This window comes from Pseudooceanicola antarcticus (genome assembly GCF_900215355.1).
In the GTDB taxonomy this organism is placed as follows: Bacteria; Pseudomonadota; Alphaproteobacteria; order Rhodobacterales; family Rhodobacteraceae; genus Pseudooceanicola; species Pseudooceanicola antarcticus.
On record NZ_OBEA01000005.1, the window covers coordinates 347,668 to 371,090 of the forward strand.

A 23,423-nucleotide genomic window follows, 5' to 3' on the forward strand; every position below is an offset into this window, starting at 1 on the left:
AAGAGAGGGGCTTGGCAGGGTGGTTTTCGCCGTGCTTCGCTCGTCCGGACGACCAAAGCCGGAGCCTGGCCATGACCAAGCGCACATCTCGTGACCCCCTTCTGCAGCCCTATCAGCTCAAGCATCTGACGCTGAAGAACCGGATCATGACGACCGCGCATGAGCCCGCCTATACCGAGGACGGCCTGCCCAAGGAGCGCTACCGCGCCTATCATGAGGAACGCGCCAGGGGCGGCGTCGGCATGGTGATGACAGCCGGCTCGGCGGTGGTCTCGCGCGACAGCCCGGCGGCCTTCGGCAATATCCTGGCCTGGAAGGACGAGGTGACCCCCTGGATGGCGAAGCTGGCCGAGGCCTGCCACGCCCATGGCTGCGCGGTGATGATCCAGCTCACGCACCTGGGCTGGCGCACCCGCTGGGACGTTGGCGACTGGCTGCCCGCCGTGGCCCCCGGCCCGGCCCGCGAACCGGCGCACCGGGCCTTCCCGAAGGTCATGGAAGACTGGGACATTGCCCGCATCATCGAGGACTACGCCGATGCCGCCGAGCGCATGCAGGCCGCCGGGCTCGACGGGATCGAGCTGGAGGCCTACGGCCACCTGATGGATGCCTTCTGGTCACGCCAGCTGAATGCGCTCGACGGGCCCTACGGCGGCAGCGACCTGGACAGCCGGATGAAATTCTCTCTCGACGTGCTGCAGGCGATCCGCGACCGGGTGGGGCCTGAGTTCATCGTCGGGCTGCGCTACACGGCAGATGACCTCGTCGAGGGTTCGATCTCCGAGGCCGAGGGGATCGAGATCGGCCGCCGCCTGAAGGCCACGGGACAGGTGGATTTCCTCAACGTGATCCGGGGCCGCGTGGATACCGAGCCACGGCTCACCGATGTGATCCCGGTGCAGGGCATGACCTCGGCACCGCACCTGGATTTCGCCGGCAAGATCCGCGCCGAGGTGGGTCTGCCCACTTTCCACGCCGCCCGCATCCCCGACGTGGCCACGGCCCGCCACGCGGTGGCCGAGGGCAAGCTGGACATGGTCGGCATGACCCGCGCCCATATCGCCGATCCGCATATCGTGGCCAAGATCATGGCGGGCCAGGAAGACCGCATCCGCCCCTGCGTCGGCGCCACCTATTGCCTCGACCGGATCTACCAGGCGGGGGGTGCGCTCTGCATCCACAATGCCTCAACCGGCCGCGAGCTGGAGCAGCCGCATGTGATCGAGAAGGCCGCGACACCCCGCAAGGTGGTGGTGATAGGCGCCGGTCCCGGAGGGCTGGAAGCCGCCCGCGTCGCCGCCGAGCGCGGCCATGCAGTGACCGTGCTGGAAGCCGCGGACCAACCCGGTGGCCAGATCCGCCTGCTGGCGCAATCGCAACGGCGCTCCGAGATGATCGGCATCATCGACTGGCGCATGGCGCAATGCGAGGAGCTGGGCGTCGCCTTCCATTTCAACACTTTCGCCGAGACCGACGAGGTGCTGGCCCTCTCTCCCGACCTCGTGGTCCTGGCCACCGGCGGCCTGCCCCAGGTCGAGGTGCTGCCCGGCGGCGGTCTGGCGCTATCGCCATGGGAGGTGATCTCGGGCGAGGCCAAGCCCTCGGGCCGGGTGCTGGTCTATGACGAGGCCGGCGACCACGCGGGCGTTCAAGCCGCAGAGCTGCTGGCGAAGGCCGGCGCGGAGGTCGAGCTGATGAACCCCGAACGCGGCATCTCGCCCGAGGTGCTGGGGATGAACTTCGTGCCCTACATGCGCGCCCTGCAGGCGCATGACGTGACCTTCACCGTCGGCCGCCGCCTGGCCGCGCTGGAGCGCGCGGGCAACGGGCTGAAGGCGGTGATCGGCACCGACTACTCGACGGCCACCTACGAGGCGCTCTTCGATGCGGTGGTGATCAATGCCGGCACCCTGCCGATGGATGATCTCTATTTCGAGCTGAAACCCCTGTCGCGGAACCTCGGCGAGGTCTCGCAAGCGGTGCTGGTCGCGGCGCGGGGCTATCCCTTCCCGCAGCGCGCGCCGGACGCCGCCTTCGATCTCGTCCGGATCGGAGACGCGGTCGCCTCGCGCAATATCCATGCGGCAATCTACGAAGCGCTCAGGCTGATGCGGCTGAGCTGAGGGAGAGGGCGTAGGGGGGCTCTGCCCCCGTCGCTGCGCGACTCCCCCGCAGTATTTTCAGCCATCGGATAGGGAAAAGAGCCACTTACATCTATCCGACGGCCTGAAATACTGCCGCCGGAGGCATCCGACAGATGCCGTGAGAGAGCCGTCCGCCCTGAAGCGCGGCCCGCGGCCAAACCCCTAGGGTGCTTGCAGTGCACCTTCCCGGTTCAGGCCTCGGCGGGCCGCCGCACGAATTGCGCCGCCTCCAGCACCAACGGATCAAGCCCCGCCCCGCCTGCATCCACATGGGCAAAGAACTGCGCCCGCATGCGCGGCTCCCAGAAGTCGTTGAGGTGGGCGGCCAGTCGCTCGGCGCCATCCGCGCCGGGCTGGGTCTTGAAGAAGGTGGCGATCTGGTTCGCCATCATGGTCAGTTTCTCAGGCGACATGGGTTTCTCCTTCACCGATCCGCTCGGCGTGGGCGTAGATGTCGAAACCGCCCGCACGGGCGAAGGCGGCCAGGGTGAGGCCCGCGCCCTCGGCCAGGCGCACCGCATGGGCCGTCGGGGCCGAGACCGCGATCAGCGCCGTGCAGCCGACCTGGGCGGCCTTCTGCACCAGCTCGACCGACAGCCGCGAGGTCATGACGAAGGCGCCCGCGCCGGGGTCGATCCCCTGCCCCGCCAGCGCACCGATCAGCTTGTCGAGCGCATTGTGCCGCCCCACGTCTTCACGCGCGGCGAGCAGGCCCTCTCCCGGCCGCAGGAAGCCCGCCGCGTGGACGGCGCGGGTGCGGTCGTGCAGGGGCTGTCGGTCGCGCAGCAGCTCGGCGGCGCTTGCAACCTCGGCCGAGGTGAAGCGCGGACCGGGGCCGACCTGCGGCACGCTGCGCGCGGCCTCGGCCAGCGAGTCGATGCCGCAGAGACCACAGCCCACGGGGCCCATCATGGCGCGACGGCGCGCGGTCAGGGCCTCGCCCCGGTCCTCGGCCAGCCACATGCGGCACTCGGTGCCCTCACCGTGTTCGACAACCTCCAGGCTCTTGATGTCGGAGGGTTTCCCGATGATCCCCTCGGAAAGCGAGAAGCCAAGCGCGAAATCCGCAAGATCCTGCGGCGAGGCCATCATCACCGCCTGCGTGCTGCCGTCGTAGACCAGCGCCACAGGCCATTCCTCGGGCAGCGCGCGAGAGACCTCGCGCGTGCCTTCGGCACCCCAGCTGAGGCCCGGCAGGCTGCGGACGGGCTTTGCCATCACTCGGCCGCCGGCAGGATGCGGCGGGATTGCTCGGCCTGTGCCGCGTAGCGCTCCTGCCAGTCCGAGGGGCCGTTGGACAGGCCGACCTGCACCGCCGTCACCTTGTATTCCGGGCAGTTCGTCGCCCAGTCCGAGAAGTCGGTGGTGATCACGTTGGCCTGGGTATCCGGGTGGTGGAAGGTCGTGTAGACCACGCCCGGACTGACCCGTTCCGAGAGCTTCGCGCGCAGCGAGGTCTCGCCCGAGCGCGAGGCAAGCCGCACCCAGTCGCCCTCCTTCACGCCGCGCACTTCGGCGTCGTGGGGGTGGATCTCGAGCACGTCTTCCTGGTGCCAGGTTGAGTTCTCGGTCCGCCGCGTCTGCGCGCCGACATTGTATTGCGACAGGATGCGGCCCGTCGTCAGCAGCAGCGGGAAGCGCGGGCCGGTCTTTTCCTCGGTCGCCACGTATTCGGTGACGATGAAGCGCCCCTTGCCGCGCACGAAGCCGTCCACGTGCATCAGCGGCGTGCCGTCGGGGTGGGCCTCGTTGCAGGGCCACTGCACGCTGCCCTTCTCTTCCAGCACGTCGTAGCTGACGCCCGCGAAGGAGGGCGTGGTCAGGGCGATCTCTTCCATGATCTGCGCCGGGTGGGTGTAGTGCCAATTGGCGCCCATGGCGTTGGCCAGCAATTGCGTGACCTCCCAGTCGGCATAGCCGGCCTTCGGCGCCATGACCTCGCGCACGCGGTTGATGCGGCGCTCGGCGTTGGTGAAGGTGCCGTCCTTTTCGAGGAAGGTCGATCCGGGCAGGAAGACATGGGCGTAGTTTGCCGTCTCGTTCAGGAAGAGGTCATGGACGATGACACACTCCATCGCCGCCAGACCGGCCGAGACATGCTTGGTGTCGGGATCGGACTGCAGGATATCCTCGCCCTGGCAGTAGAGGCCCTTGAAGGTGCCATCCACGGCGGCGTCCAGCATGTTGGGGATGCGCAGGCCCGGCTCGGGGTCGATCTCGACGCCCCAGGCCTTCTGGAAGACCTCGCGGACCTCCGCGCCCTTCACGTGGCGATAGCCCGGCAGCTCGTGGGGGAAGCTGCCCATGTCGCAGGACCCTTGCACGTTGTTCTGCCCGCGCAGCGGGTTCACGCCGACACCCTCGCGGCCGACGTTGCCGGTGAGCATGGCAAGGTTGGCGATGCCCATGACGGTGGTCGAGCCCTGGGAGTGCTCGGTGACGCCCAGGCCATAGTAGATGGCCCCGTTGCCCCCGGTGGCGAAGGTACGGGCGGCGGCGCGCAGCACGTCGGGGTCGACGCCGGTCAGCACGAAGGTCGCCTCGGGCGAATGCCGCTCGTCGCTGATGAATTCGGCATAGGAGAGGTACTCGTCCCAGTCGCAACGCTCGCGGATATAGGCCTCGTCCGCCAGACCCTCGGTGACGATCACATGGGCCAGCGCGCTGACCACGGCGACGTTGGTGCCGGGGCGCAGCTGCAGGTGGTGGTCGGCGGCGATATGGGCCGATTTCACCAGGTCGATCTTGCGCGGGTCGATGACGATCAGCTTGGCGCCCTCGCGCAGCCGCTTCTTCATGCGCGAGCCGAAGACCGGATGCGCATCGGTGGGGTTGGCGCCGATGACCACGATCACGTCGGTCTTCTCGACCGAGTCGAAATCCTGGGTGCCCGCCGAGGTGCCGAAGGTCTGGCCGAGGCCATAGCCCGTGGGCGAATGGCAGACCCGCGCACAGGTGTCGGTGTTGTTGTTGCCGAAGACGGCACGGGCCAGCTTCTGGACCAGGTAGGTTTCCTCGTTGGTGCAGCGGCTTGAGGTGATGACGCCGATGGACTTCTGCCCGTAAGCCTCTTGAATCCCACGCATCTTCTTGGCGGCAAAGCCAAGCGCCTCTTCCCAGGAAACCTCCTGCCAGGGTTCGTCGATCCGCTCGCGGATCATCGGTTTCAAGATGCGGTCGGGGTGGTCGGCATAGCCATAGGCGAAGCGCCCCTTGACGCAGGAGTGCCCACGGTTGGCCTTGCCGTGCTTCCAGGGCACCATGCGCACCAGCTGGTCGCCGTTCAGCTCGGCCTTGAAGGAACAGCCGACACCGCAATAGGCGCAGGTGGTGACGACCGAGCGTTGCGGCACGCCCATCTCGATCACCGATTTCTCCTGCAGGGTCGCGGTCGGGCAGGCCTGCACGCAGGCCCCGCAGCTGACGCAATCACTTTCCAGGAAGTTCTCGGCCCCCACCGAAACCCGGCTGTCGAACCCGCGCCCCTCGATGGTCAGCGCGAAGGTGCCCTGCACCTCTTCACAGGCGCGGACGCAGCGGTTGCAGACGATGCACTTGCTGGGATCATAGGTGAAATAGGGGTTGCTGTCGTCCTTGGGCAGCCATTCGGGATTGGGCTGGCCCGAGGTATCGCGGGTGGCAAAGTGGTTGGCCTTCTCGGGCGCCGCGTCATAGCGCACTTCGCGCAGGCCGACGACCCCGGCCATGTCCTGCAGCTCGCAATCGCCATTGGCGGCGCAGGTCAGGCAGTCCAGCGGGTGATCGGAGATATAGAGCTCCATCACCCCCTTGCGCATCCGCTGCAGCTTCTCGGACTGGGTGCGCACCACCATGCCCTCGTGCACCGGCGTGGTGCAGGAGGCAGGCGTGCCGCGCCGCCCCTCGATCTCGACCACGCAGAGGCGGCAGGAGCCGAAGGCCTCGAGGTTGTCGCTGGCGCAGAGCTTGGGGATATCCAGCCCCGCCTCCGCCGCAGCGCGCATGACCGAGGTGCCCTCGGGCACCGTGACCTTGGCGCCGTCAATGGTCAGATGCACCGGCTTGCCCGACTTGGCGGGGGTGCCCATGTCCTTGTCATCCCAGGGTATGATGAAGTCTTTCATGGCTTACCCTTCCGCTTTCCATGCGGCCAGCTCATGCGCCACCAGCGCATTGGCGTGACCATGTCCAAGCCCGTGAACCGGCTTCAGGACGGCCACGATCTCCATGTGTTTCTTGTCGCGATGCTGCCGGATGATCTCTTTCCAGTGCTCGATCGGCTGGCCATACTTGGCCTCGATCGACGGGAAATAGGACGCCGGACCTTTGACCTTGTCGCTCATTCCGCAGCCTCCTTCACCTGGCCGAACTCCTCGGGGAAGGCTTCCAGCGCGGAAAGCACCGGGTAGGGCGTGAAGCCGCCAAGCGCGCAGAGCGAGCCGTCTTTCATCACCTCGCAGAGGTCGGTCAGCACCTCGACCGCCGCACCGTCACCGGCCTTGATCCGATCCAGCGTCTCGACACCGCGCACGGCGCCGATCCGGCAGGGAGTGCACTTGCCGCAGCTCTCGACAGCGCAGAATTCCATGGCGAAGCGCGCCATGCCCAGCATGTCGGCACTGTCGTCGAAGACTACCACGCCCGCATGGCCGATCAGCCCGCCCTGCCCGTCGAACTCTTCATATCCGAAGGGCGTGTCGAACTTCTCGCGCCCGAAGTAGGCGCCCAGAGGCCCGCCGATCTGCACCGCCTTGACCGGACGGCCCGAGGCCGTGCCGCCGCCGATCTCCTCGACCAAGTCGCCAAGGGACATGCCGAAAGCGGTCTCGAACAGCCCGCCGTGCTTCACGTTGCCCGCGATCTGCACCGGGATCGTCCCGCGCGACCGTCCTAGGCCGAAGTCGGCGTAATGCGCAGCGCCCTTCTCGAAGATCACCGGCACGGTGGCGAGGCTGATCACGTTGTTGACCACCGTCGGACGGCCCAGGAAGCCCTCCAGCGCCGGCAGCGGCGGCTTAGCGCGGACCACGCCGCGCTTGCCCTCAAGCGAGTTCAGCAGGCTGGTTTCCTCACCGCAGACATAGGCGCCCGCGCCGACGCGGACCTCCATGTCGAAGGCGCGGCCCGAGCCCAGGACGTCGCCGCCCAGCACCCCGGCCGCGCGGGCCAGCTCGATGGCGCGGCGCATAACGGCGACGGCGTCGGGGTATTCCGAACGGGTGTAGACATAGCCCTGGGTCGCGCCAGTGCAGAGCCCGGCGATCGCCATGCCCTCGATCAGGCAGAAGGGGTCGCCCTCCATGATCATGCGGTCGGCGAAGGTGCCGCTGTCGCCCTCGTCGGCATTGCAGACAATGTACTTCTGATCCGCATGGGCCATCCGCACGGTGTCCCACTTGATGCCGGTCGGGAAGCCCGCGCCGCCACGACCCCGCAGGCCCGAGGCTTTCATCTCGTCGATCATCTGCTCGCCGCTCAACCCGAGCGCGCGGCGCAGACCGGCCAGCCCGCCATGGGCCTCGTATTGCGCCAGGTCCAGCGGGTCGATGATACCGCAGCGCTGGAAGGTCAGGCGGGTCTGTTTCGCCAGGAAGGGGATTTCCTCGGTCAGCCCGAGGCTGGGGATGTCGCCCGCCAGGATCGCCGGGATATCGCCGGGCGCCACGGGGCCCCAGGCCTCGCGGCCCTGGCCACGGTCGATCTCCAGCAGCGGCTCCAGCCAGACCATGCCACGAGAGCCGACGCGGGTCAGCGGGGTGTCGCCAAGCGCCTCTTTCAGTGCGGCCGCCACCGCCTCCGATCCAAGCGCCTTGGCGGCGGCGTCCTGAGACAGGTAAACCTTCATGCCGCGCCCTCCAGAGCCTTCTCCAGCCCCTCGACAGAGGCCCGCCCGATCAGCTGGCCGTCCAGCATCGCGGCGGGCGCACAGGCGCAGAGCCCAAGGCAATAGACCGCCTCGACCGTCACCCGGCTGTCCGCCGTGGTGCCGTGATCCTCGAGACCCAGAAGCGAGAGCATCCGCGCCGTCAGCGCTTCGGCGCCCATGGACTGGCAGGCCTCGGCCCGGCAGATCTTCAGCACGTGCTTGCCGGCGGGCGCCTTGCGGAAATCATGGTAGAAGGAAATCACCCCGGTGACCTCGGCGCGGGTCAGGTTCAGCGCCTCTGCCAGCAGGGGCACGGCATTGGCCGGCACGAAGCCGAAGGCGCCCTGGATCTCGTGCAGCATCGGCAGCAGCGGACCTTCGGCCGAAAGATACTTTTCGATCAAGGGTTTGATCTCGGCATCCGCGACCTGGGGCAGGTCTTGCGGAAGGCTTGGCTGCGAAGTCATAGACTCCTCCCTTCGCTGGCTTTGCCGCCCCTTTGCGCCGGTTTTGATGCAAAATCAATATCGCATTTCCGTCATTCGATTGATTTTCTCAATCAAACTCCTGCGCGGCCAGCCCCTCTGCGGTGTCCAGAAGCGCCTGCAGGACCGGGGTATGGGGCGCCTGGTAGGGGGCGACCAGGCCCACCGTCGGCCCCTCCCCCGCCGCGACGGGGATCGAGACCAGCTCTCGCCCCGAGACGAGGTAGCGCGCCAGTTCCACCGGCAGCACGGTCGCCAGCCCGGCCTGTTCGACATGGCTGACCAGCACCACGGTCGAGTTCGATTCCAGGCTGGTCTCGGGGATGATCCCGGCCTCCATGAAGGCGCGGTTGACGATGCGGCGGTTCTGCATGTCGGGGCTGAGCAGGCACAGCTCCTGCCCGGCGAAATCCGCCCAGTCCAGCTGCGCCTTCGCCGCCAGCGGATGGTCCGGCCCGCAGATCGCCGCGTAGCGCTCGCGGTAGAGCGGCGCGGTCGAGACATGGCCCAGGGGCTCGTTGTCGAGATAGGAGATACCGGCGTCGACCTCGAAGTTCTCCAGCATGGTCAGGATCTCGGTCGAGGTGCGGCTCTGGATCGAGAAGGCGACGCCGGGGTGGCTCTCGCGGAAGACCGAGGCCAGGCGCGAGGCCCATGTCAGCGCGGTCGGGATGACGGCGATCCGCAGGTTGCCCGAAAGCCCCTCGCGGGCAAAGCGCATCTCTTCGCGCAGCCGCCGGGTGTCCCCGACGATCTGGCGCGCCCGCACTAGCGCCCGCTGCCCTTCCGGCGTCAGCCCGCCGAAACGCGAGCCGCGCAGCACCAGCTTGACCCCCAGCTGGTCCTCCAGCTGCCGGATGCCGGTCGAGAGAGAGGGCTGTGTGATGCCGAGGCTCTCGGCAGCGCGGCCAAAGTGCTGTTCCCGCGCCAGGGCGATGAGCATTTCCAGTTTCGCAATCATCTCATGTCCTCTGGCGGCGCCCCTGCGGCCCCCGGGCGCCCTCCGCTGTCGGAGAATGCCTCCGGCGGGCGTATTTTCAGCCCGGTGATGCAGCGGGCCCAATATCATCACCAGGCTAGAAATACCTCCGGGGGGAGGGGCTCCGCAAGGAGCGCCGGGGGGCAGCGCCCCCTGCCCCCTCGACACGCGCGAAAGGCCGGGCGCTGCACTGCCCGTTCCGCAAGCGACGGGTGCGGGCCCAAGGGGCTGGCGCAGATCCCTCTTTGTGCTGCGGTTTGATCCATGTCACGGTTTCTGCACCCAATTCTGCCAGCTTGCCGCAAAAAGGGACACAGGATGCTGATCGAGAACAAGACCTTCGACGAGCTGAGCATCGGCCAGAGCGCCGAGCTGAAGCGGCTTTGTACCCAGGACGACCTGATCGTCTTTGCCAATGTCTCGGGCAATCACAACCCGATGCACCTCTTCGACCACGACGGCGATGGCGATGGCCAGAACGAGGCCGTGGCACCGGGGCTCTACCTCGGCTCGATCATCTCGGCGGTGCTGGGCAACATCCTGCCGGGCGCGGGCACGCTCTACCTGTCGCAGAGCCTGGTCTTCCACGACCGCGCCCATGCGGGCGAAGAGCTGGTGGCCAAGGTCACGGTCACCGCCAAGGATCCGGCCACCCGCTGCGTGACCCTTGCCACCGAGCTGCGCCGCCCAGGCGATGACGCGCTGATCCTCTCGGGCGAGGCCAGGGTCGAGGCGCCGAGGGTGAAGATCCACCGCAATGCCGCCGATGTGCCCGGCCTGATCCTGCAGAGGCACCGGCACTTCGAGAAGATCCTCGAGCTCGCCGCGCCGCTGCCGGCCCTGAAGACCGCCGTGGTCTGCCCCGAAGAGCCGAACTCCCTCGGCGGCGCGCTGCTGGCCCGGCGGCACACGCTGATCGAGCCCATTCTCGTTGGGAGCGCCGCGAAGATCGCCGCCACCGCCGCCGAGCTGGGCGAAAGTCTCGACGGTATCGAGGTCATCGACCTGCCCTCGCACCGCGACGCTGCCGCGCGTTCCGTCGCGCTCGTCAACGAGGGCCGGGCCCAGGCGCTGATGAAGGGCCATCTGCATACGGACGAGCTGCTGCGCCCCGCGCTCGACAAGGCAACCGGGCTGCGCGCGGGGCGGCGCTTTACCCATATCTTCGTCATGGATGTGCCGGGGCTGGCCCACCCCCTGCTGGTGACCGATGCGGCGATCAACATCTCGCCGGACCTGAAGACCAAGGTGGATATCGTGCAGAACGGCATCGACCTCGCGCTTTCGCTGGGGATCGAGGTGCCAAAGGTCGGTGTGCTTTCGGCGGTCGAAACGGTGAACCCCGACATCCCCTCTTCCCTGGATGCGGCGCTGTTGTCGAAGATGGCCGAGCGCGGCCAGATCCGCGGCGGGCTGGTGGACGGCCCCCTGGCCATGGACAATGCGGTCGATCTCTCCGCCGCGCGCACCAAGGGCATCACCTCTGAGGTGGCCGGCCGCGCCGAGGTGCTGGTGGTGCCCAACCTCGACGCCGGCAACATGCTGGCCAAGCAGCTGACCTATATTTCCCATGCCGAGGGCGCGGGGCTGGTGCTGGGCGCGCGGGTGCCGATCATCCTCAATTCCCGTGCCGATGACGACATGGCGCGGCTCGCCTCCTGCGCCGTGGCCGCGCTGCACGACGTCCGCATCCGGGGGCTGCGCGCATGAACGGCCACCTGCTTGTGCTGAACGCGGGCTCCTCCTCGCTGAAGTTCGGTCTCTTCACCGCCGGGCCGGAGCCCATGGCCCTGGCCACAGGCCTTGTCGAGCGGATCGGCGGCGCAGCAGAGCTGCACCTGAAGCAGGCCGGGGGCGCGGTGATCGCCGACGGCCCTCTGGGCCCTCGCGGAGCCAGCCACCAGGGCGCGCTGGAGGCCGCGCTCGAGCCGCTGCTCAAGGCCCACCCCGGTACCGCGATCCGCGCCGTCGGTCATCGCATCGTCCATGGCGGGCGCAACTACGCCGAGCCGGTCGAGCTCACGGACCAGGCGCTGTCCTACCTGCAGGAGCTGGTGCCCTTCGCGCCCCTGCACCAACCGCACAACCTGGCCGGGGTCGCTGCAGCGCAGGCGGCCTTTCCACAGGCGCGTCAGATCGGTTGTTTCGACACCGCCTTCCACCGCCACCACCCCTTCGTCAACGACACCTTCGCCCTGCCCCGCCGCTTCTACGAGAAGGGCGTGCGCCGCTACGGCTTCCACGGGCTTTCCTACGATTACATCGCCGGCCACCTGAAGCAGATGGCGCCGCTGCTGTACCAGGGGCGGGTGGTGGTGGCGCACCTGGGCAATGGCGCCTCGATGTGCGGGCTTCTGTCCGGGCGTTCGGTGGCCTCCACCATGGGTTTCTCGGCACTGGACGGGCTGCCCATGGGCACGCGCTCGGGCCAGGTCGATCCCGGCGTGCTGCTCTACCTGATGGAGCAGGAGCAGATGACCCCGGCGCAGATCTCGGAGCTGCTCTACCTTGAAAGCGGGCTGAAGGGCATGTCGGGGATCGGCTCGGACATGCGGGCGCTTCTGGGCTCGGACAACCCCCATGCGGCGGAGGCGATCGAGTACTTCTGCTTCCGCGCCCGGCGCGAACTGGGCGGGCTGGCGGCGGCGCTCGAGGGGCTGGATGCGCTGGTGTTCACCGGCGGTATCGGAGAGAACGCGGCAGAGATCCGGGCGCGGATCTGCCGCGGCATGCAGTGGCTGGGGATCGAGCTGGACGAGCGCGCCAATGCCGCCAGCGCCCCCGTGATCTCGGGCGAGCTTAGCCGGGTGCGCGTCCTGGTGGTGCCGACGAATGAAGAGCTGGTGATTGCCCGCGCAGCGGCGCGGCTGTCCCGCTAGGTCGCGGCCCGCCCCCCTGGCGCCAACCATCGGGGCCAACCATCGGGGCCATCCGCCCTGGACAGTCGCGTGGGGGGCAGTCACGTGGGCCAGCCGCGGGAGCTGGGGCGCCGGGGGCGGTCCGCCCCCCGGCCCGAGGGGGCTCGATGCCCCCGCAGTGACGCCCCCCCCGGCAACCGGACTACTTGGTCAGGATCAGCTTGCCTGCGCGGGTGATCCGCAGGGTATAGACCTGGTCGTTCAGCACGATATGGGCCGTGGACCCGCCCTGGGTCAGCTCCTGCGCAGAGTGCTGCGGCACCGAGGCCAGCAAGCTTGCCTGGTCGGTCTTCTCTGGGATCATCGCGTCGTTTCCTTCCATTCCAACCGGTCCAGCAGATCTTCAAGCCCCGCGTGGCCACCCTCGGGGCCCTCGAAGAGCTTCGCCAGAAGCTCGACCGGGCGGAAAAGCTCGGCCTCTTCAGGCCGCGAGGCCCTGCGTGGCAGGGGGCGGATCAGGTCTCTGGGCATCCGGGGGTGTCCCTTGTCATCCCGCGATCAGAGGTCGCGGTCTTCATGCCCCCTGCGGGGCGCTACGGGCCTAAAGCTGACTGATACGATCAGGAATGTCAATCCGACTAATTTGCTCGACTTTACCAGCCCTGAGCCTGAGAGCCTTCGCCCGTCGGTTGGGCACTCAGCGGGCAATCCACCCCAGAAGTTTCTTGACGCGTCAGTCAAGAAAAGCCTTTCATGATCCCGTTACAAGATCGTCATCTTCCGGAGTCACTCGGAGCATACTGCGGGCCTACCCGCTGGGCCCGCTGCTCTGATACCGGCGCCGGGCCGATAGACGGCATTACACATTCGCACCACCAACAGGGGTTCAACATGACCATTACTCGTCGTACCGCGCTGCAGCTGACCGCTGGCGCCGTCGCCGCTCCGGCCATCCTGCGCGCCACCGATGCGCTGGCCTCCTCGGGCACCGTCAAGGTCTTCGCCTGGCAGGATTACATCCAGCCCAATATCGCAGAGAAGTTCGAGGCCGACACCGGCATCACCCTCGAGCTGACCACCTTCGGCTCCAACGACGAAGCCGAATCGACCGTGCGCGCCAATGGCGGCAAGGGCTTCGACGTGGTCTTCCCCTCGATCACCAATGTCTCGAACTACGTCGACGACGACGGCGAGCATTTCTTCCAGCCGGTCCCCGAGGCCGTGAACATGGATGCCGTGATCCCCTCGTTCCTGCGTGACAGCGCCGCCCTGGGTGGCGTGCAGATGGGCAACCAGGTCGCCCTGCCCTTCGACTGGGGCACCGAGGGCATCACCCTGAACCGCGCCGCGCTGCCCGTTTCGGATGCCGACCTGTCCTATGGCCACCTCTTCGCCGATGGCACCGAGGGCAAGGCCGCCTTCCGCCAGAAGTCCGCGCTGATCGGCGTCGGCCTCTACCTCGACGCCATGGGCGAGATCGACAGCAACCGCATGCTGGACGTCTACAAGTCCGAGGAAGACGCCCGCCGTGTCTTCGGCGCCATCGTCGAATACATGGTCGCCAACAAGGACCACTTCGGCGCCTTCTGGAACAACGGCACCGAGGCCACCGCGGCCTTCAAGGACGCCGGCTGCATCATCGGCCAGACCTGGGACACCACCGGCCTGCTGCTGAACCGCGAGAACCCCGATTTCGTCTACCGCGCGCCGAAGGAAGGCATCATCACCTGGCTCGACAGCTTCGCCATGCTGCGTGGCGCCGAGAACCAGGAACAGGGCGTGGCCTTCATGAACTTCATGCTGCAGCCGGAAGTGGGCGGCATGTTCGCCAACAACACCGGCTACAACTCGGCCGTCGCCGGTGCTGCCGAATTCGCCAGCGACGAGTTCAAGGCGCAGTTCAACGAGACCTACACCGCAGAGGTGCTGTCCAACATGTGGTGGTGGCAGTCCGACACCCCGTTCTACGCTCCCGTCGTGAACGAGATGGTCGAGATCATCACCAACGCCTGATCGCGTTTGGGGGAGCGCCCGGCGTCTGTCCGGGCGCTCCCCTTTTCACATGCAGCCCCCCTGCCCGCGTCGGAGCCTCCGGCGGCAGTATTTGGGGCCATCGGATAGAAGCAGGGCCGGGCAACGGCCCGCAGCGGCGCGCCCTCCGGCGGGCCATCAGCAACGGGGACAACCATGGCCGAGGCGACATTGCGCGGACAGGACGTGCATCTGGAAGCGATGCAGGTGACCTATCCCAACGGGTTCACTGCCGTTCAGCCCACGGATCTGCATATCCGCGCGGGCGAGTTCTTTTCCATCCTCGGCCCCTCGGGCTGCGGCAAGACGACGATCCTGCGCACGGTCTCGGGCTTCGTCGAGCCGACCCATGGCAAGGTGCTGATCGGCGGTGCCGACATGCGCGGCACCGGCCCCAACGGTCGCCCGACGGCTCTGATCTTCCAGAACCTCGCCCTCTTCCCGCTGATGCCGGTCTGGGAAAACGTGGCCTTCGGCCTTGAGGCCCGCGGCGTCGGCAAGGCCGCCCGCCGCCAGAAGGCCCAGGAGCTGCTGGAGCTGGTGGCGCTTGGCGACCAGGGCGAGAAGCTGCCCTCGGAGCTTTCGGGAGGGCAGCGCCAGCGCGTCGCCATCGCGCGGGCGCTGGCGGTCGAGCCTGCGGTTCTGCTGCTGGACGAGCCGCTTTCGGCGCTGGATCTGAAGCTGCGCCAGCACATGCGCGCCGAGCTGCGCGAGATCCAGCAGAAGACCGGCGTGACCTTCATCTACATCACCCATGACCAGGGCGAGGCGCTGACCATGTCCGACCGCATCGCGGTGATGAACGCGGGCGTGATCGAACAGGTGGGCTCGGGCGACGAAATCTATTCCGATCCCGCCTCGGCCTTCGTGGCCAGTTTCGTGGGCGAAGTGAACAGTTTTCCCGGACGCATTGCCTCCGTGGAGGGGGACATGGCGCAGATCGACACCGCCTCGGGCCAGCTGCTGGCGCGCAATCCGCGCGGGCTGGCGGCGGGCGACGCGGCGATCCTCTTCGTACGCCCCGAACAGTTGGGCTTCGGCCCGCATGAAAACAGCTTCACCGCCGCCCTCAAGCGGCGCGACCTGGAAGGCGCTTTCATCAACTACGAGTTCGTCACCGGGACCGGCCAGAGCCTGGTGCTGCACCAGACGAACCACGGCGCGCCCTCGGGCGAGATGACCGAGGCGGAGGTGGGCTTTGCCGCCGCCTCGGCGCTGGTGCTGCCCGAGGGCGCCATGGCGCGCACCGGCCGGGAGCTCGCGGCGCAATGAAGGACCTGGTGCGCGGATATGGCCGCGGTCTGACGGCGCTCTTCTTTGCCGCCGCCCTGGGCTGGGGGCTGATGCTGATCATCCTGCCCCAGCTTACCATGCTGGAGCGCGCGGTGACCGCCCCCGCCCGGCAGCTCGACAGCTCCATCGCCCGGCGGGTCATGCTGGACGCGGGCACCTGCATCTCGGTCCTGGGCACCTACCAGCCGGCCGAGGAAGAGGCCCCCGCCGAGACCGGCGCTCTTGCCATTCCCTCCATGGGCGGTGCCTCCGGCGGCATGGCGGTGCCTTCGATGGGCGGCTCTTCGGGCGGTATGGCCGTGCCCTCGATGGGCAATGCCACGGCGGATCAGGCCACCCGGCCCTATATCCTGCAATGCGACCGCGCCACGACCCACACCCGGCTGGTGCGCGACACCGGCGCCGAGGCCGAGTATCTCGACACGCTCTACGGCGCCCCGTCGCTCTCTGTCGACGACAGCCTGCCGCTGGATCAGCAGATTGCCCAGGCCGAAGAGATCGCCGAGGTGGCGCGGGCGCTCTTCCAGCGCCTGCAGGAGGAGGAGGCCAATGCCTTCCCCTATACGCTCGACAACTTCGAGACCCTCGCCGCGCCGCGCCTGATCCCCATGTCCGCCGAGGCCAGGGCCGAAGAGGACCAGCTGTTCTCGAACCGGCTGCTGAGCCTCGCCGGGCTGCGCTACGAGCAGGACGGCCAGGTCTACGAGCGCATCGGCCTCGTCACCCTGACCCGCACCATCGTCTTTGCCCTGATGGCCACCGCCCTGGCGCTGGTGCTGTGCTATCCCATCGCCTACAAGGTCGCGCTGGCCGCGCCGCCGAAACAGGCGCTGTGGCTCTTCCTCGGGCTGATCATCCCCTACACCATCGTCGAGCTGATGCGGGTCTATGCCTGGACGACGATCATCGACAACCAGGGCCTGATCAACTCGGTGCTGAGCTGGGCGGGGGTGATCAGCGATCCGATCCAGTTCAAGCGCTTCCCCGGCACGATCTTCCTGGTGATCGTCTATACCTACGTGCTGTTCATGGTCTTCCCGATCTACAACGTCATGTCGACGCTCGACAAAAACCAGATCGAAGCGGCCAAGGACCTGGGCGCCAGCGCCGTGCGGGTGCATCGGCGGGTGATCATCCCCCATTCCAAGCCCGGCATCGCGGTCGGCTGCATCGCCACCTTCATGCTGTCTGCCGGGGCCTTTTCGGTGCCGCGCATCATCTCGCGCGGGTTGCAGGCCGAGTGGTTCAGCCAGACGATCTACAACAAGTTCTTCGAGAGCGAGAATTCCAACGTCGGCGCCGCCTACAGCTTTGGTTACACGCTGATCTGCTTTGCGCTGGTGGCGCTCTTCATGTGGGCCATGCGGACCCGCCTGAAAGACTTTGCGAGGGTGCAGTAATGGTTGAACTGGCGCTGTATCAACGGGTGTACGGATTTGCAGAGGGCAACGCCCGTCGAACCGCGGGTTCGCTTCGGGCGAAACGGGGCGGGACCCACCGCAATCGTGCTCTTCAACCTACCGGAGCCCAGGCATGAGATCCGATCGCCTTCTGACCGCCTACACCTGGGCCTTCCTGGTCTTCATGTTCGGCCCGCTGCTGCTGATGGTGATCTCGTCCTTCAACGACGCCTCGCCGCCCTCGGTGACCGAATGGAACGGCCTCACCGGCAAGTGGTACGCCTTCTTCTGGATGCCGGAAGAGACCCTGCGCGCCGATCCGGTGCTGCGCTCGCTGGACCGCGACCGCTTCGTTTCCTGCTTCGGCAATTCGGTGAAGGTCGCCACCATGGTGGTGCCGCTGTCGCTTCTGCTGGGCCTCGCGGGTGCCGTGCTGCTGACCCGCTGGCGCTCGAAGGCCAACGGGGTGCTGTGGTGGGTGCTTCTGTCGCCGATGCTGGCACCGGGTGTGGTGCTGGGCCTCTCGGCGCTGGTCTTCTGGGGCAGGCTTGGCATCAACGCGGGCCTCTTCACCATCGTCATGGCACAGGTGACCTTCATTGCCGGCTACCCGATGCTGATCCTAATGGCTCGCCTGCAACGCCAGCCCATCGAGCTTGAGGAAGCGGCCCTCGACCTCGGCGCCTCGCCCTGGCGGGTGTTCCGCCGGCTGACCCTGCCCTACCTGGCCCCGGCGCTGATCTCGGCGGGAGTCATCGCCTTCATGGCCTCGATGGAGAACTACAACACGACGATGTTTGCCAAGGGCGGCTCCTGCACCCTGGCCACCGAGATCGGCGCCATGGGCCGCAACCCCAATGGGCACCCGCCGGTGATCAACGCCGTCGGCACGATCATCATCGCCATCACCGTGGCCGCCGCGCTCGCCCATACCTTCCTGTTGCGGCGCGAGGGCAAGGAAGAGTAACCCTTTTCCATGAGCACCCCGAAGATCACCGCGCGCTGCCACCCCGCGCTGGAACCGCTGCTGCCGAAGCCCGTTCCGGCGCGGCGCGCCCTGCCCGACTGGCTGCGCGAGATGCCCTCAGAGGCGCCTTCGGAGGTGCTGGAGGGGGCCATGGTGCGGACGGTGAAGCACTGCCCGCCCTTCCTCGATGCGCTTGGCCTTGGCGTGATGATCCCGCTGGCCTGCGATCTGCATTTCGACAAGGGCGCGGTGAGCTGGGACTGGGAGGTGCCCGCGCTGCCCGACACGCTGATTTCCCGCGCGCCCGTCGGCGTGCATGTACCGGAACAGGCGACAGGCGCGCCCTGGCAGCTGGCGGTCAACTCGGTGCTGAAGTTCATGAACTTCTGGACGCTGGAGGTGCCTTCGGGCTGGTCGCTGCTCTTCACCCATCCGATGAACCGCGAGGACCTGCCCTTCCGCACCCTCTCGGGCGTGGTCGACTGCGACCTGTTCCGCGACGGCTACGTGCATTTCCCCGCGCTCTGGAGCGCGCGCGACTTCACCGGCACCCTGCCCGCCGGCACGCCGGTGGCGCAGGTGATCCCGGTGCAGGCAGAGGCCATGGGGCTGGAGGTCGGCGTGATGGACACGGCGCAGGTCTCTGCCAACCGGGCCGTCCAGGAGGAACTGGGGACCGAGACCGGGGTCTACCGCAAGCGCTACCGGCGCTAGGCAGCGCGGAGGTCGGCCCTCAGGGGCAATCCGACCTCAGCGGGTCAGTTGGATCTCGGGGGCGATCAGCCGGGCGATGCGCTCTGATCCGATCTTCGACGGATGCAGGCGGTCGCCGGCAAAGAGCGACAGGTCCGAGGGATCGAAGACGTCATCCATGTCGACCAGGCTGACCCCCGGATCGCGCGCCGCCATGCGCGCCAGTCGCGCCGCGAGGTCCCGGTAGGTCGCAGAGCATTCGGTGCCCGCGTAGCGCGGCGAGGTATAGTAATCGGCCCAGACCACCCGCGCGCCCGACTGCCGCAGATCCGCCACCAGCGCCGGGATCGCGCCCTGGGCTCCGTCTTCCGAGATCAGCCTGCCCAGCACCGCATCGCAATCGGTGCAGTCGCAGCCGGTGCTCAGGTCATTGGCGCCCCCGTTCAGCACCACCCATTCGGCGCTGACCCCACCAAGCTGGTTGGGAATGTTGAGCGGCCCGACACCGCCCATGACCTCTGCCAGCGGCAGCGAAACGTCTCCGACCGGGGTGCCCAACCGGGCCTCCAGCGCATCGGCCACCGAGGCCCCGGCGCTGCGGTTCCAGGCCATGACGGAATCTCCGGCGACGACCACGCGCGCGCCATCGGGGACACCCCGCCCACAGGCCGAGAGGAAGAGCAGGGAGAGAAGGATCAGGATACGCATGGGGCAGATACTGGACCGCCCGGTGCCCATATCAAGTCACATGCCCGTGGGCCCGAGAGGCCCTCATGGCCCGCGCGTTCACAGGTCGAGGCTGAGCCGCCCCTTCGCGACCCGCGTCAACGCCTTCAACGCCTCGGCCCGCGCGCCCTTGCGGGACCAGAGCGCCGCGGCCTCGGGCTCTGCCTCGGGCAGGCCCAGCTCGGCGGCGGCCCGGTAGCGCAGGGCGTCGATCTCGGCGGTTTGCCCGGCCAGCGGGGCGAGCGCCTCGCGCACCGCTGCATGATCGGCCAGCCGCGTGGCGATGCGGGCGAGGTTCAGCCGGGCATCGGCATCCGACGGGTCCAGCGCCATGGCCCTGGCAAAGCCCTGCTGCGCCGCCGCAAGGTCGCCCAGCTTCAGCTCGGTGCGGCCCAGCTCGAACCAGGCATGGGCATGGCTCGGGGCCGCGGCCAGCGCGCGGCGCAGCCAGGTGCGGGCGGCGGGCCACTGCCCGCGCTCCATCTTCACCCGACCGAGATTGTAGAGCAGTGCCGCGTCCGCGGGCGCCTTCCTGGCCAGCCGAGACAGGATCTCGTCTGCCGTCTTCCAATCCCCGGCCCCCAGGGCGCGATTGAGCTTTTCCACGCTGGACATGCGTTCTTGTGCTTGCGCGGCGGGCCAAAATCAAGCCTGTCATGAAAGCATCGCGTGGGCCCTCTAGCAGGGGCCGAAAGACGAGGAGATCCCCATGGCGCTGACAGCCTTCACCCGCCCCGGCCGCTTCTGGCGCGGCAACCTGCACACCCACTCCAACCTCTCGGACGGCGCGCTGGAGCCCGCCGAGGTGTGCCGCCGCTACAAGGCGGAAGGCTATGACTTCATCGCCCTGACCGATCACTTCATTGGCCTCTATGGCTATCCGGTGGCCGATACCCTGCCCTTCCGGGACGAGACCTTCACCACCCTCCTGGGCGCCGAGCTGCATTCGGGCGCCATGCAGAACGGAGAGCTCTGGCATATCCTGGCGGTCGGCCTGCCCGCCGATTTCGCCCCTGCCGATGCGCCCCATTTCCGCCCCGTCGAGGGCCAGGAGACCGGCCCCGAGATCGCCGCCCGCGCCGTGGCCGCCGGGGCCTTCGTCGCCGTGGCCCATCCCCAGTGGTCGGGCCTGACGCTGTCGGATGCGCGCAGCATCGAGGCGGCGCACGCGGTCGAGATCTACAACCACGGCTGCGCCATGGGCTGCGACCGCGCCGACGGGTTCTCCATCGCCGACCTGCTGCTGAGCGAGGGCCGCAAGCTGTCGCTCATCGCCACCGATGACGCCCATTTCACCGAGCCCGACCATTTCGGCGGCTGGGTCATGGTGAAGGCGGAAGAGAATACGCCCGAGGCGCTTCTTGCCGCGCTGAAGGACGGCGCCTTCTATTCGACCGAAGGCCCCGAGCTGCGCGGCGTCGAGCTTGGGGACTCTGCCGTGACCGTCGAGAGCTCCGCGGCCGCCTCGGTCATCCTGCAAGGCCATGGCTCTGCCGCCGTGGCGGCGCATGGAGAAAGCCTGACCCGCACCGAGGTGCCGCTGGCCCGCTTCGCCAATTCGCCCTGGCTGCGGGTCACGGTGATCGACCGGGCGGGCAAACGCGCCTGGTCCAATCCGATCTGGCTCTGACCGATCTCGCCCCGGCGGCGGTCCCCGGCCCGCCAGCGCCGGATCGCAACGGCAGACTTGCGCCATGGCCGTTCCCCCCTCAGGCTTTCCCCCAGAGGAGAGACCCGGAGGACCGCCATGGCAAAGCTGCCTGCCCGCGACCGTCTTGCCACCCACGAGGTGACGAACCAGCCCCCCGCCGAGGGCGACCGGGATCTCTGGGCCTGTGACAGCGTGCTGCGCGAGGCCATCGCCCGCGAGGGCGGCCGGGCCGAGACGCTGTCCCCCTATGCCGCCACCCTCGGCCTTGCCGAGACCCGAGAGACGGGCCGCGCCGCCAATGAGCACCCGCCCGAGCTGAAGCTCTTCGACCGCGCGGGGCGGCGGCTGGACGAGGTCTCGTTCCACCCTGCCTATCACCGGATGATGACGCTTTCGGCCGAGGCCGGCTATGCCGCCCTGCCCTGGGACGGCGCGGCGGGTGGTCATGTCACCCATGCGGCGATGGTCTATCTCGCCTCGCAGGTCGAGCCGGGCCATTGCTGCCCGCTGACCATGACCTATGCCGCGACCCCCGCCCTTCGGGCCGCGCCCGGGATCGCCTCGGACTGGGTGCCGAGGCTCACGGCACGCGCCTATGACCCCCGCCCCCTGCCGCTTGCCCGGAAAAGCGCCGCCACCCTCGGCATGGCGATGACCGAGAAACAGGGCGGCTCGGACGTGCGCGCCAACGCCACGGTGGCAGAGCGCGAGGGCGATCACTACCGGCTGACCGGGCACAAGTGGTTCTGCTCGGCGCCGATGTCGGACGGGTTCCTGACCCTTGCGCAGGCCCCCGAGGGGCTGACCTGCTTCCTCGTCCCCCGCTGGCTGGAGGGCAGCCGCAATGCGATCCAGATCCAGCGGCTGAAGGACAAGCTGGGCAATCGCTCCAATGCCTCGGCAGAGATCGAATACGACAACACGCTGGCCCTGCGCATCGGAGACGAGGGGCACGGGGTGCGCACCATCATCGAGATGGTGCACCACACGCGACTGGACACGGCCATGGCCCCCGCCGGGCTGATGCGCGCCGCGCTTTGCGAGGCGCTCTACTGGACCCGCCACCGCAGCGCCTTCCAGCGCCGGTTGATCGACCAGCCGCTGATGCAGGCGGTGCTGGCGGACCTGGCGCTGGACGTGGAAGCCGCTCTGGTGCTGGGGCTCCGCGTGGCCCGCGCCTTCGACGTCGACAGCCCCGAGGACCGCGCTTTCGCCCGCATCGGCGTGGCACTGGCCAAGTTCCACTCCAACAAGCGCGCGCCCCTGGTCACCTACGAGGCGATGGAGGCCCTGGGCGGCATGGGCTACGTCGAAGACACCCCCCTGCCGCTGCTCTACCGCGAAGCGCCATTGAACGGGATCTGGGAGGGCTCGGGCAATGTCATCTGCCTCGACATCCTGCGCACCCTGGCGAAGGAGCCCCTGGCCGCCGAGACCCTGCGCGCCGAACTGCAGGCCGCAACCGGCAGCGACCCCCGGTATGACGCCGCGCTGAAGGCCCATCTGGCGCGCTGGCCTGCCCTGCCGCCCGAGGCCGAGGCGCGCTGGTTCGCCGAAAGATTGGCGCTTCTGCTGCAGGCGTCGCTGCTGATCCGCCATGCGCCGGGGGCCGTCTCCGATGCCTTCGCCGCCACCCGGCTGGCGGGCGAGTCCGGCCGGATCGCCGGCACCATGGGGGCCTGCGATTCGGCCGCCATCCTGGCGCGGGCCGGCTAGCCCAGCAGAATCCGCCGCGCCGCGCGCTGCATTTCGGTGATGTATTCCTGCTGCGACCAGCCGCAGGTCTCGCAGAGACGCACCCAGCTCTCGACCGACAACAGCGCCCAGAGCAGGTCCGTGGCACGCTCTTCCGAGAGCCCCCCGGCCAGCTGCCCATCCCGCGCCAGAGCGGCGACGGCGGCGGCGCAGCCCTGCCGCACGGCCTCCATCCGTCCTTGCCAGGCGGCCCGCGCCTCGGCGTCGCTCTCCTGCATGGCCATCAGCGCGCGGGACACGCCGCGGATCTCGGGAATGTAGTTGCCCCAGGCACTTACGAAGGCCGCAAGCCGCGTCTCGCCGTCTTCGGCCGCCCGGCTCTCGGCCAGTCGCGCATCGACATCCTTCACCGCATCCACGTGGCGCGTCACCGCCACCAGCAGCTCGGCCCGGCTCGGGAAGTGCAGGTAAAGCGCCTGCCGCGAGATCCCGGCGGCGCGGGCGAAATCCGACATGCGCGTGGGGCTCCCCCCGGCCTCCAGCAGCTTCCAGGCGGTATCGAGGATTTTTCGGCGGGTGGGATTCTCACTTGACATGACGTCAAGGTATCGGCGATTGACATGATGTCAACTTTACACCGTGTCAAGCAAACCTGA

General features: G+C 68.1%; 22 protein-coding genes. 10 read left to right on the forward strand and 12 right to left on the reverse strand.

The annotated features are described in order from the left end of the window. Positions 1 to 71 precede the first annotated feature (71 nt). The gene (locus CRO50_RS14450) at positions 72 to 2,123 is read left to right on the forward strand and encodes an NADH:flavin oxidoreductase (RefSeq protein WP_097146620.1); all 2,052 of its coding nucleotides are present in this window, start codon (positions 72 to 74) and stop codon (positions 2,121 to 2,123) included. Positions 2,124 to 2,335: 212 nt separating this feature from the next. Here CRO50_RS14450 and CRO50_RS14455 read toward each other — a convergent pair whose 3' ends face one another. The 7 genes from CRO50_RS14455 to CRO50_RS14485 form a co-directional block, all read right to left on the reverse strand. Beyond that, positions 2,336 to 2,557 carry a formate dehydrogenase subunit delta gene (locus CRO50_RS14455; RefSeq protein ID WP_097146621.1) on the reverse strand — a complete coding sequence of 74 codons (222 nt, stop codon included), beginning with the start codon at positions 2,555 to 2,557 and terminating at the stop codon, positions 2,336 to 2,338. After that, positions 2,547 to 3,362 carry a formate dehydrogenase accessory sulfurtransferase FdhD gene (fdhD, locus tag CRO50_RS14460; protein WP_097146622.1) on the reverse strand — a complete coding sequence of 272 codons (816 nt, stop codon included), beginning with the start codon at positions 3,360 to 3,362 and terminating at the stop codon, positions 2,547 to 2,549. Before fdhD ends, CRO50_RS14455 begins: the two co-directional genes overlap by 11 nt. Further along, positions 3,362 to 6,247 carry a formate dehydrogenase subunit alpha gene (gene fdhF, locus CRO50_RS14465; protein WP_097146623.1) on the reverse strand — a complete coding sequence of 962 codons (2,886 nt, stop codon included), beginning with the start codon at positions 6,245 to 6,247 and terminating at the stop codon, positions 3,362 to 3,364. The genes fdhD and fdhF overlap by 1 nt, the downstream gene beginning before the upstream one ends. A gap of 3 nt (positions 6,248 to 6,250) precedes the next feature. Beyond that, a complete protein-coding gene (locus CRO50_RS14470; protein ID WP_097146624.1) occupies positions 6,251 to 6,466 on the reverse strand; it encodes a DUF4287 domain-containing protein in 216 nt (71 codons plus the stop codon). Continuing rightward, on the reverse strand, positions 6,463 to 7,968 hold the full coding sequence (locus CRO50_RS14475) for an NADH-ubiquinone oxidoreductase-F iron-sulfur binding region domain-containing protein (RefSeq protein WP_097146625.1): 1,506 nt from the start codon (positions 7,966 to 7,968) through the stop codon (positions 6,463 to 6,465). Before CRO50_RS14475 ends, CRO50_RS14470 begins: the two co-directional genes overlap by 4 nt. After that, the gene (locus CRO50_RS14480; protein WP_097146626.1) at positions 7,965 to 8,456 is read right to left on the reverse strand and encodes a formate dehydrogenase subunit gamma; all 492 of its coding nucleotides are present in this window, start codon (positions 8,454 to 8,456) and stop codon (positions 7,965 to 7,967) included. The genes CRO50_RS14475 and CRO50_RS14480 overlap by 4 nt, the downstream gene beginning before the upstream one ends. An 88-nt stretch (positions 8,457 to 8,544) precedes the next feature. After that, positions 8,545 to 9,435, reverse strand: coding sequence for a LysR family transcriptional regulator (locus tag CRO50_RS14485; protein WP_097146627.1), 891 nt, complete (start codon positions 9,433 to 9,435; stop codon positions 8,545 to 8,547). A 336-nt stretch (positions 9,436 to 9,771) separates the two neighbouring features. Here CRO50_RS14485 and CRO50_RS14490 point away from each other — a divergent pair, with 336 nt between their 5' ends. Both CRO50_RS14490 and CRO50_RS14495 read left to right on the forward strand, forming a co-directional pair. Further along, positions 9,772 to 11,163: a bifunctional enoyl-CoA hydratase/phosphate acetyltransferase gene (locus CRO50_RS14490; RefSeq protein ID WP_097146628.1), complete on the forward strand. Its 1,392-nt coding sequence runs from the start codon at positions 9,772 to 9,774 to the stop codon at positions 11,161 to 11,163. Continuing rightward, positions 11,160 to 12,332: an acetate/propionate family kinase gene (locus CRO50_RS14495; RefSeq protein WP_097146629.1), complete on the forward strand. Its 1,173-nt coding sequence runs from the start codon at positions 11,160 to 11,162 to the stop codon at positions 12,330 to 12,332. The genes CRO50_RS14490 and CRO50_RS14495 overlap by 4 nt, the downstream gene beginning before the upstream one ends. A 181-nt stretch (positions 12,333 to 12,513) precedes the next feature. Here CRO50_RS14495 and hemP read toward each other — a convergent pair whose 3' ends face one another. Further along, entirely contained in the window at positions 12,514 to 12,675 is a 162-nt protein-coding gene (gene hemP / locus CRO50_RS14500) for a hemin uptake protein HemP (RefSeq protein ID WP_097146630.1), read from the reverse strand. Then, a complete protein-coding gene (locus CRO50_RS20205; protein ID WP_157791712.1) occupies positions 12,672 to 12,842 on the reverse strand; it encodes a hypothetical protein in 171 nt (56 codons plus the stop codon). The genes hemP and CRO50_RS20205 overlap by 4 nt, the downstream gene beginning before the upstream one ends. A 360-nt stretch (positions 12,843 to 13,202) precedes the next feature. Between CRO50_RS20205 and CRO50_RS14505 the strand changes: the two genes are divergently transcribed. The 5 genes from CRO50_RS14505 (at position 13,203) to CRO50_RS14525 (ending at position 18,716) form a co-directional block, all read left to right on the forward strand. Next, a complete protein-coding gene (locus CRO50_RS14505; protein WP_097146631.1) occupies positions 13,203 to 14,324 on the forward strand; it encodes an extracellular solute-binding protein in 1,122 nt (373 codons plus the stop codon). A gap of 174 nt (positions 14,325 to 14,498) precedes the next feature. Then, a complete protein-coding gene (locus CRO50_RS14510; protein WP_179747294.1) occupies positions 14,499 to 15,614 on the forward strand; it encodes an ABC transporter ATP-binding protein in 1,116 nt (371 codons plus the stop codon). Continuing rightward, on the forward strand, positions 15,611 to 17,035 hold the full coding sequence (locus CRO50_RS14515) for an ABC transporter permease (protein WP_097146632.1): 1,425 nt from the start codon (positions 15,611 to 15,613) through the stop codon (positions 17,033 to 17,035). Before CRO50_RS14510 ends, CRO50_RS14515 begins: the two co-directional genes overlap by 4 nt. A gap of 133 nt (positions 17,036 to 17,168) precedes the next feature. Next, on the forward strand, positions 17,169 to 18,002 hold the full coding sequence (locus CRO50_RS14520) for an ABC transporter permease (protein ID WP_097146633.1): 834 nt from the start codon (positions 17,169 to 17,171) through the stop codon (positions 18,000 to 18,002). A gap of 9 nt (positions 18,003 to 18,011) precedes the next feature. After that, positions 18,012 to 18,716, forward strand: a complete 705-nt coding sequence (locus tag CRO50_RS14525; RefSeq protein WP_097146634.1) for a hypothetical protein — start codon at positions 18,012 to 18,014, stop codon at positions 18,714 to 18,716. A 36-nt stretch (positions 18,717 to 18,752) separates the two neighbouring features. Here the strand turns inward: CRO50_RS14525 and CRO50_RS14530 are convergent, their stop codons facing one another. Together CRO50_RS14530 and CRO50_RS14535 are read right to left on the reverse strand one after the other, a co-directional pair. Continuing rightward, positions 18,753 to 19,403: an SGNH/GDSL hydrolase family protein gene (locus CRO50_RS14530; protein ID WP_097146691.1), complete on the reverse strand. Its 651-nt coding sequence runs from the start codon at positions 19,401 to 19,403 to the stop codon at positions 18,753 to 18,755. A gap of 78 nt (positions 19,404 to 19,481) precedes the next feature. Beyond that, positions 19,482 to 20,036, reverse strand: a complete 555-nt coding sequence (locus CRO50_RS14535; protein ID WP_097146635.1) for a tetratricopeptide repeat protein — start codon at positions 20,034 to 20,036, stop codon at positions 19,482 to 19,484. Between the two features lie 94 nt (positions 20,037 to 20,130). On the opposite strand from CRO50_RS14535, the gene CRO50_RS14540 reads away from it, so the two are divergent. Both CRO50_RS14540 and CRO50_RS14545 read left to right on the forward strand, forming a co-directional pair. Further along, complete coding sequence (locus CRO50_RS14540; RefSeq protein ID WP_097146636.1) at positions 20,131 to 21,051, forward strand: CehA/McbA family metallohydrolase; 921 nt, start codon at positions 20,131 to 20,133, stop codon at positions 21,049 to 21,051. A 117-nt stretch (positions 21,052 to 21,168) separates the two neighbouring features. Next, the gene (locus CRO50_RS14545) at positions 21,169 to 22,788 is read left to right on the forward strand and encodes an acyl-CoA dehydrogenase family protein (protein WP_097146637.1); all 1,620 of its coding nucleotides are present in this window, start codon (positions 21,169 to 21,171) and stop codon (positions 22,786 to 22,788) included. Here CRO50_RS14545 and CRO50_RS14550 read toward each other — a convergent pair. Continuing rightward, positions 22,785 to 23,363, reverse strand: a complete 579-nt coding sequence (locus CRO50_RS14550; protein ID WP_097146638.1) for a TetR/AcrR family transcriptional regulator — start codon at positions 23,361 to 23,363, stop codon at positions 22,785 to 22,787. The genes CRO50_RS14545 and CRO50_RS14550 overlap by 4 nt on opposite strands. Positions 23,364 to 23,423 lie beyond the last annotated feature (60 nt).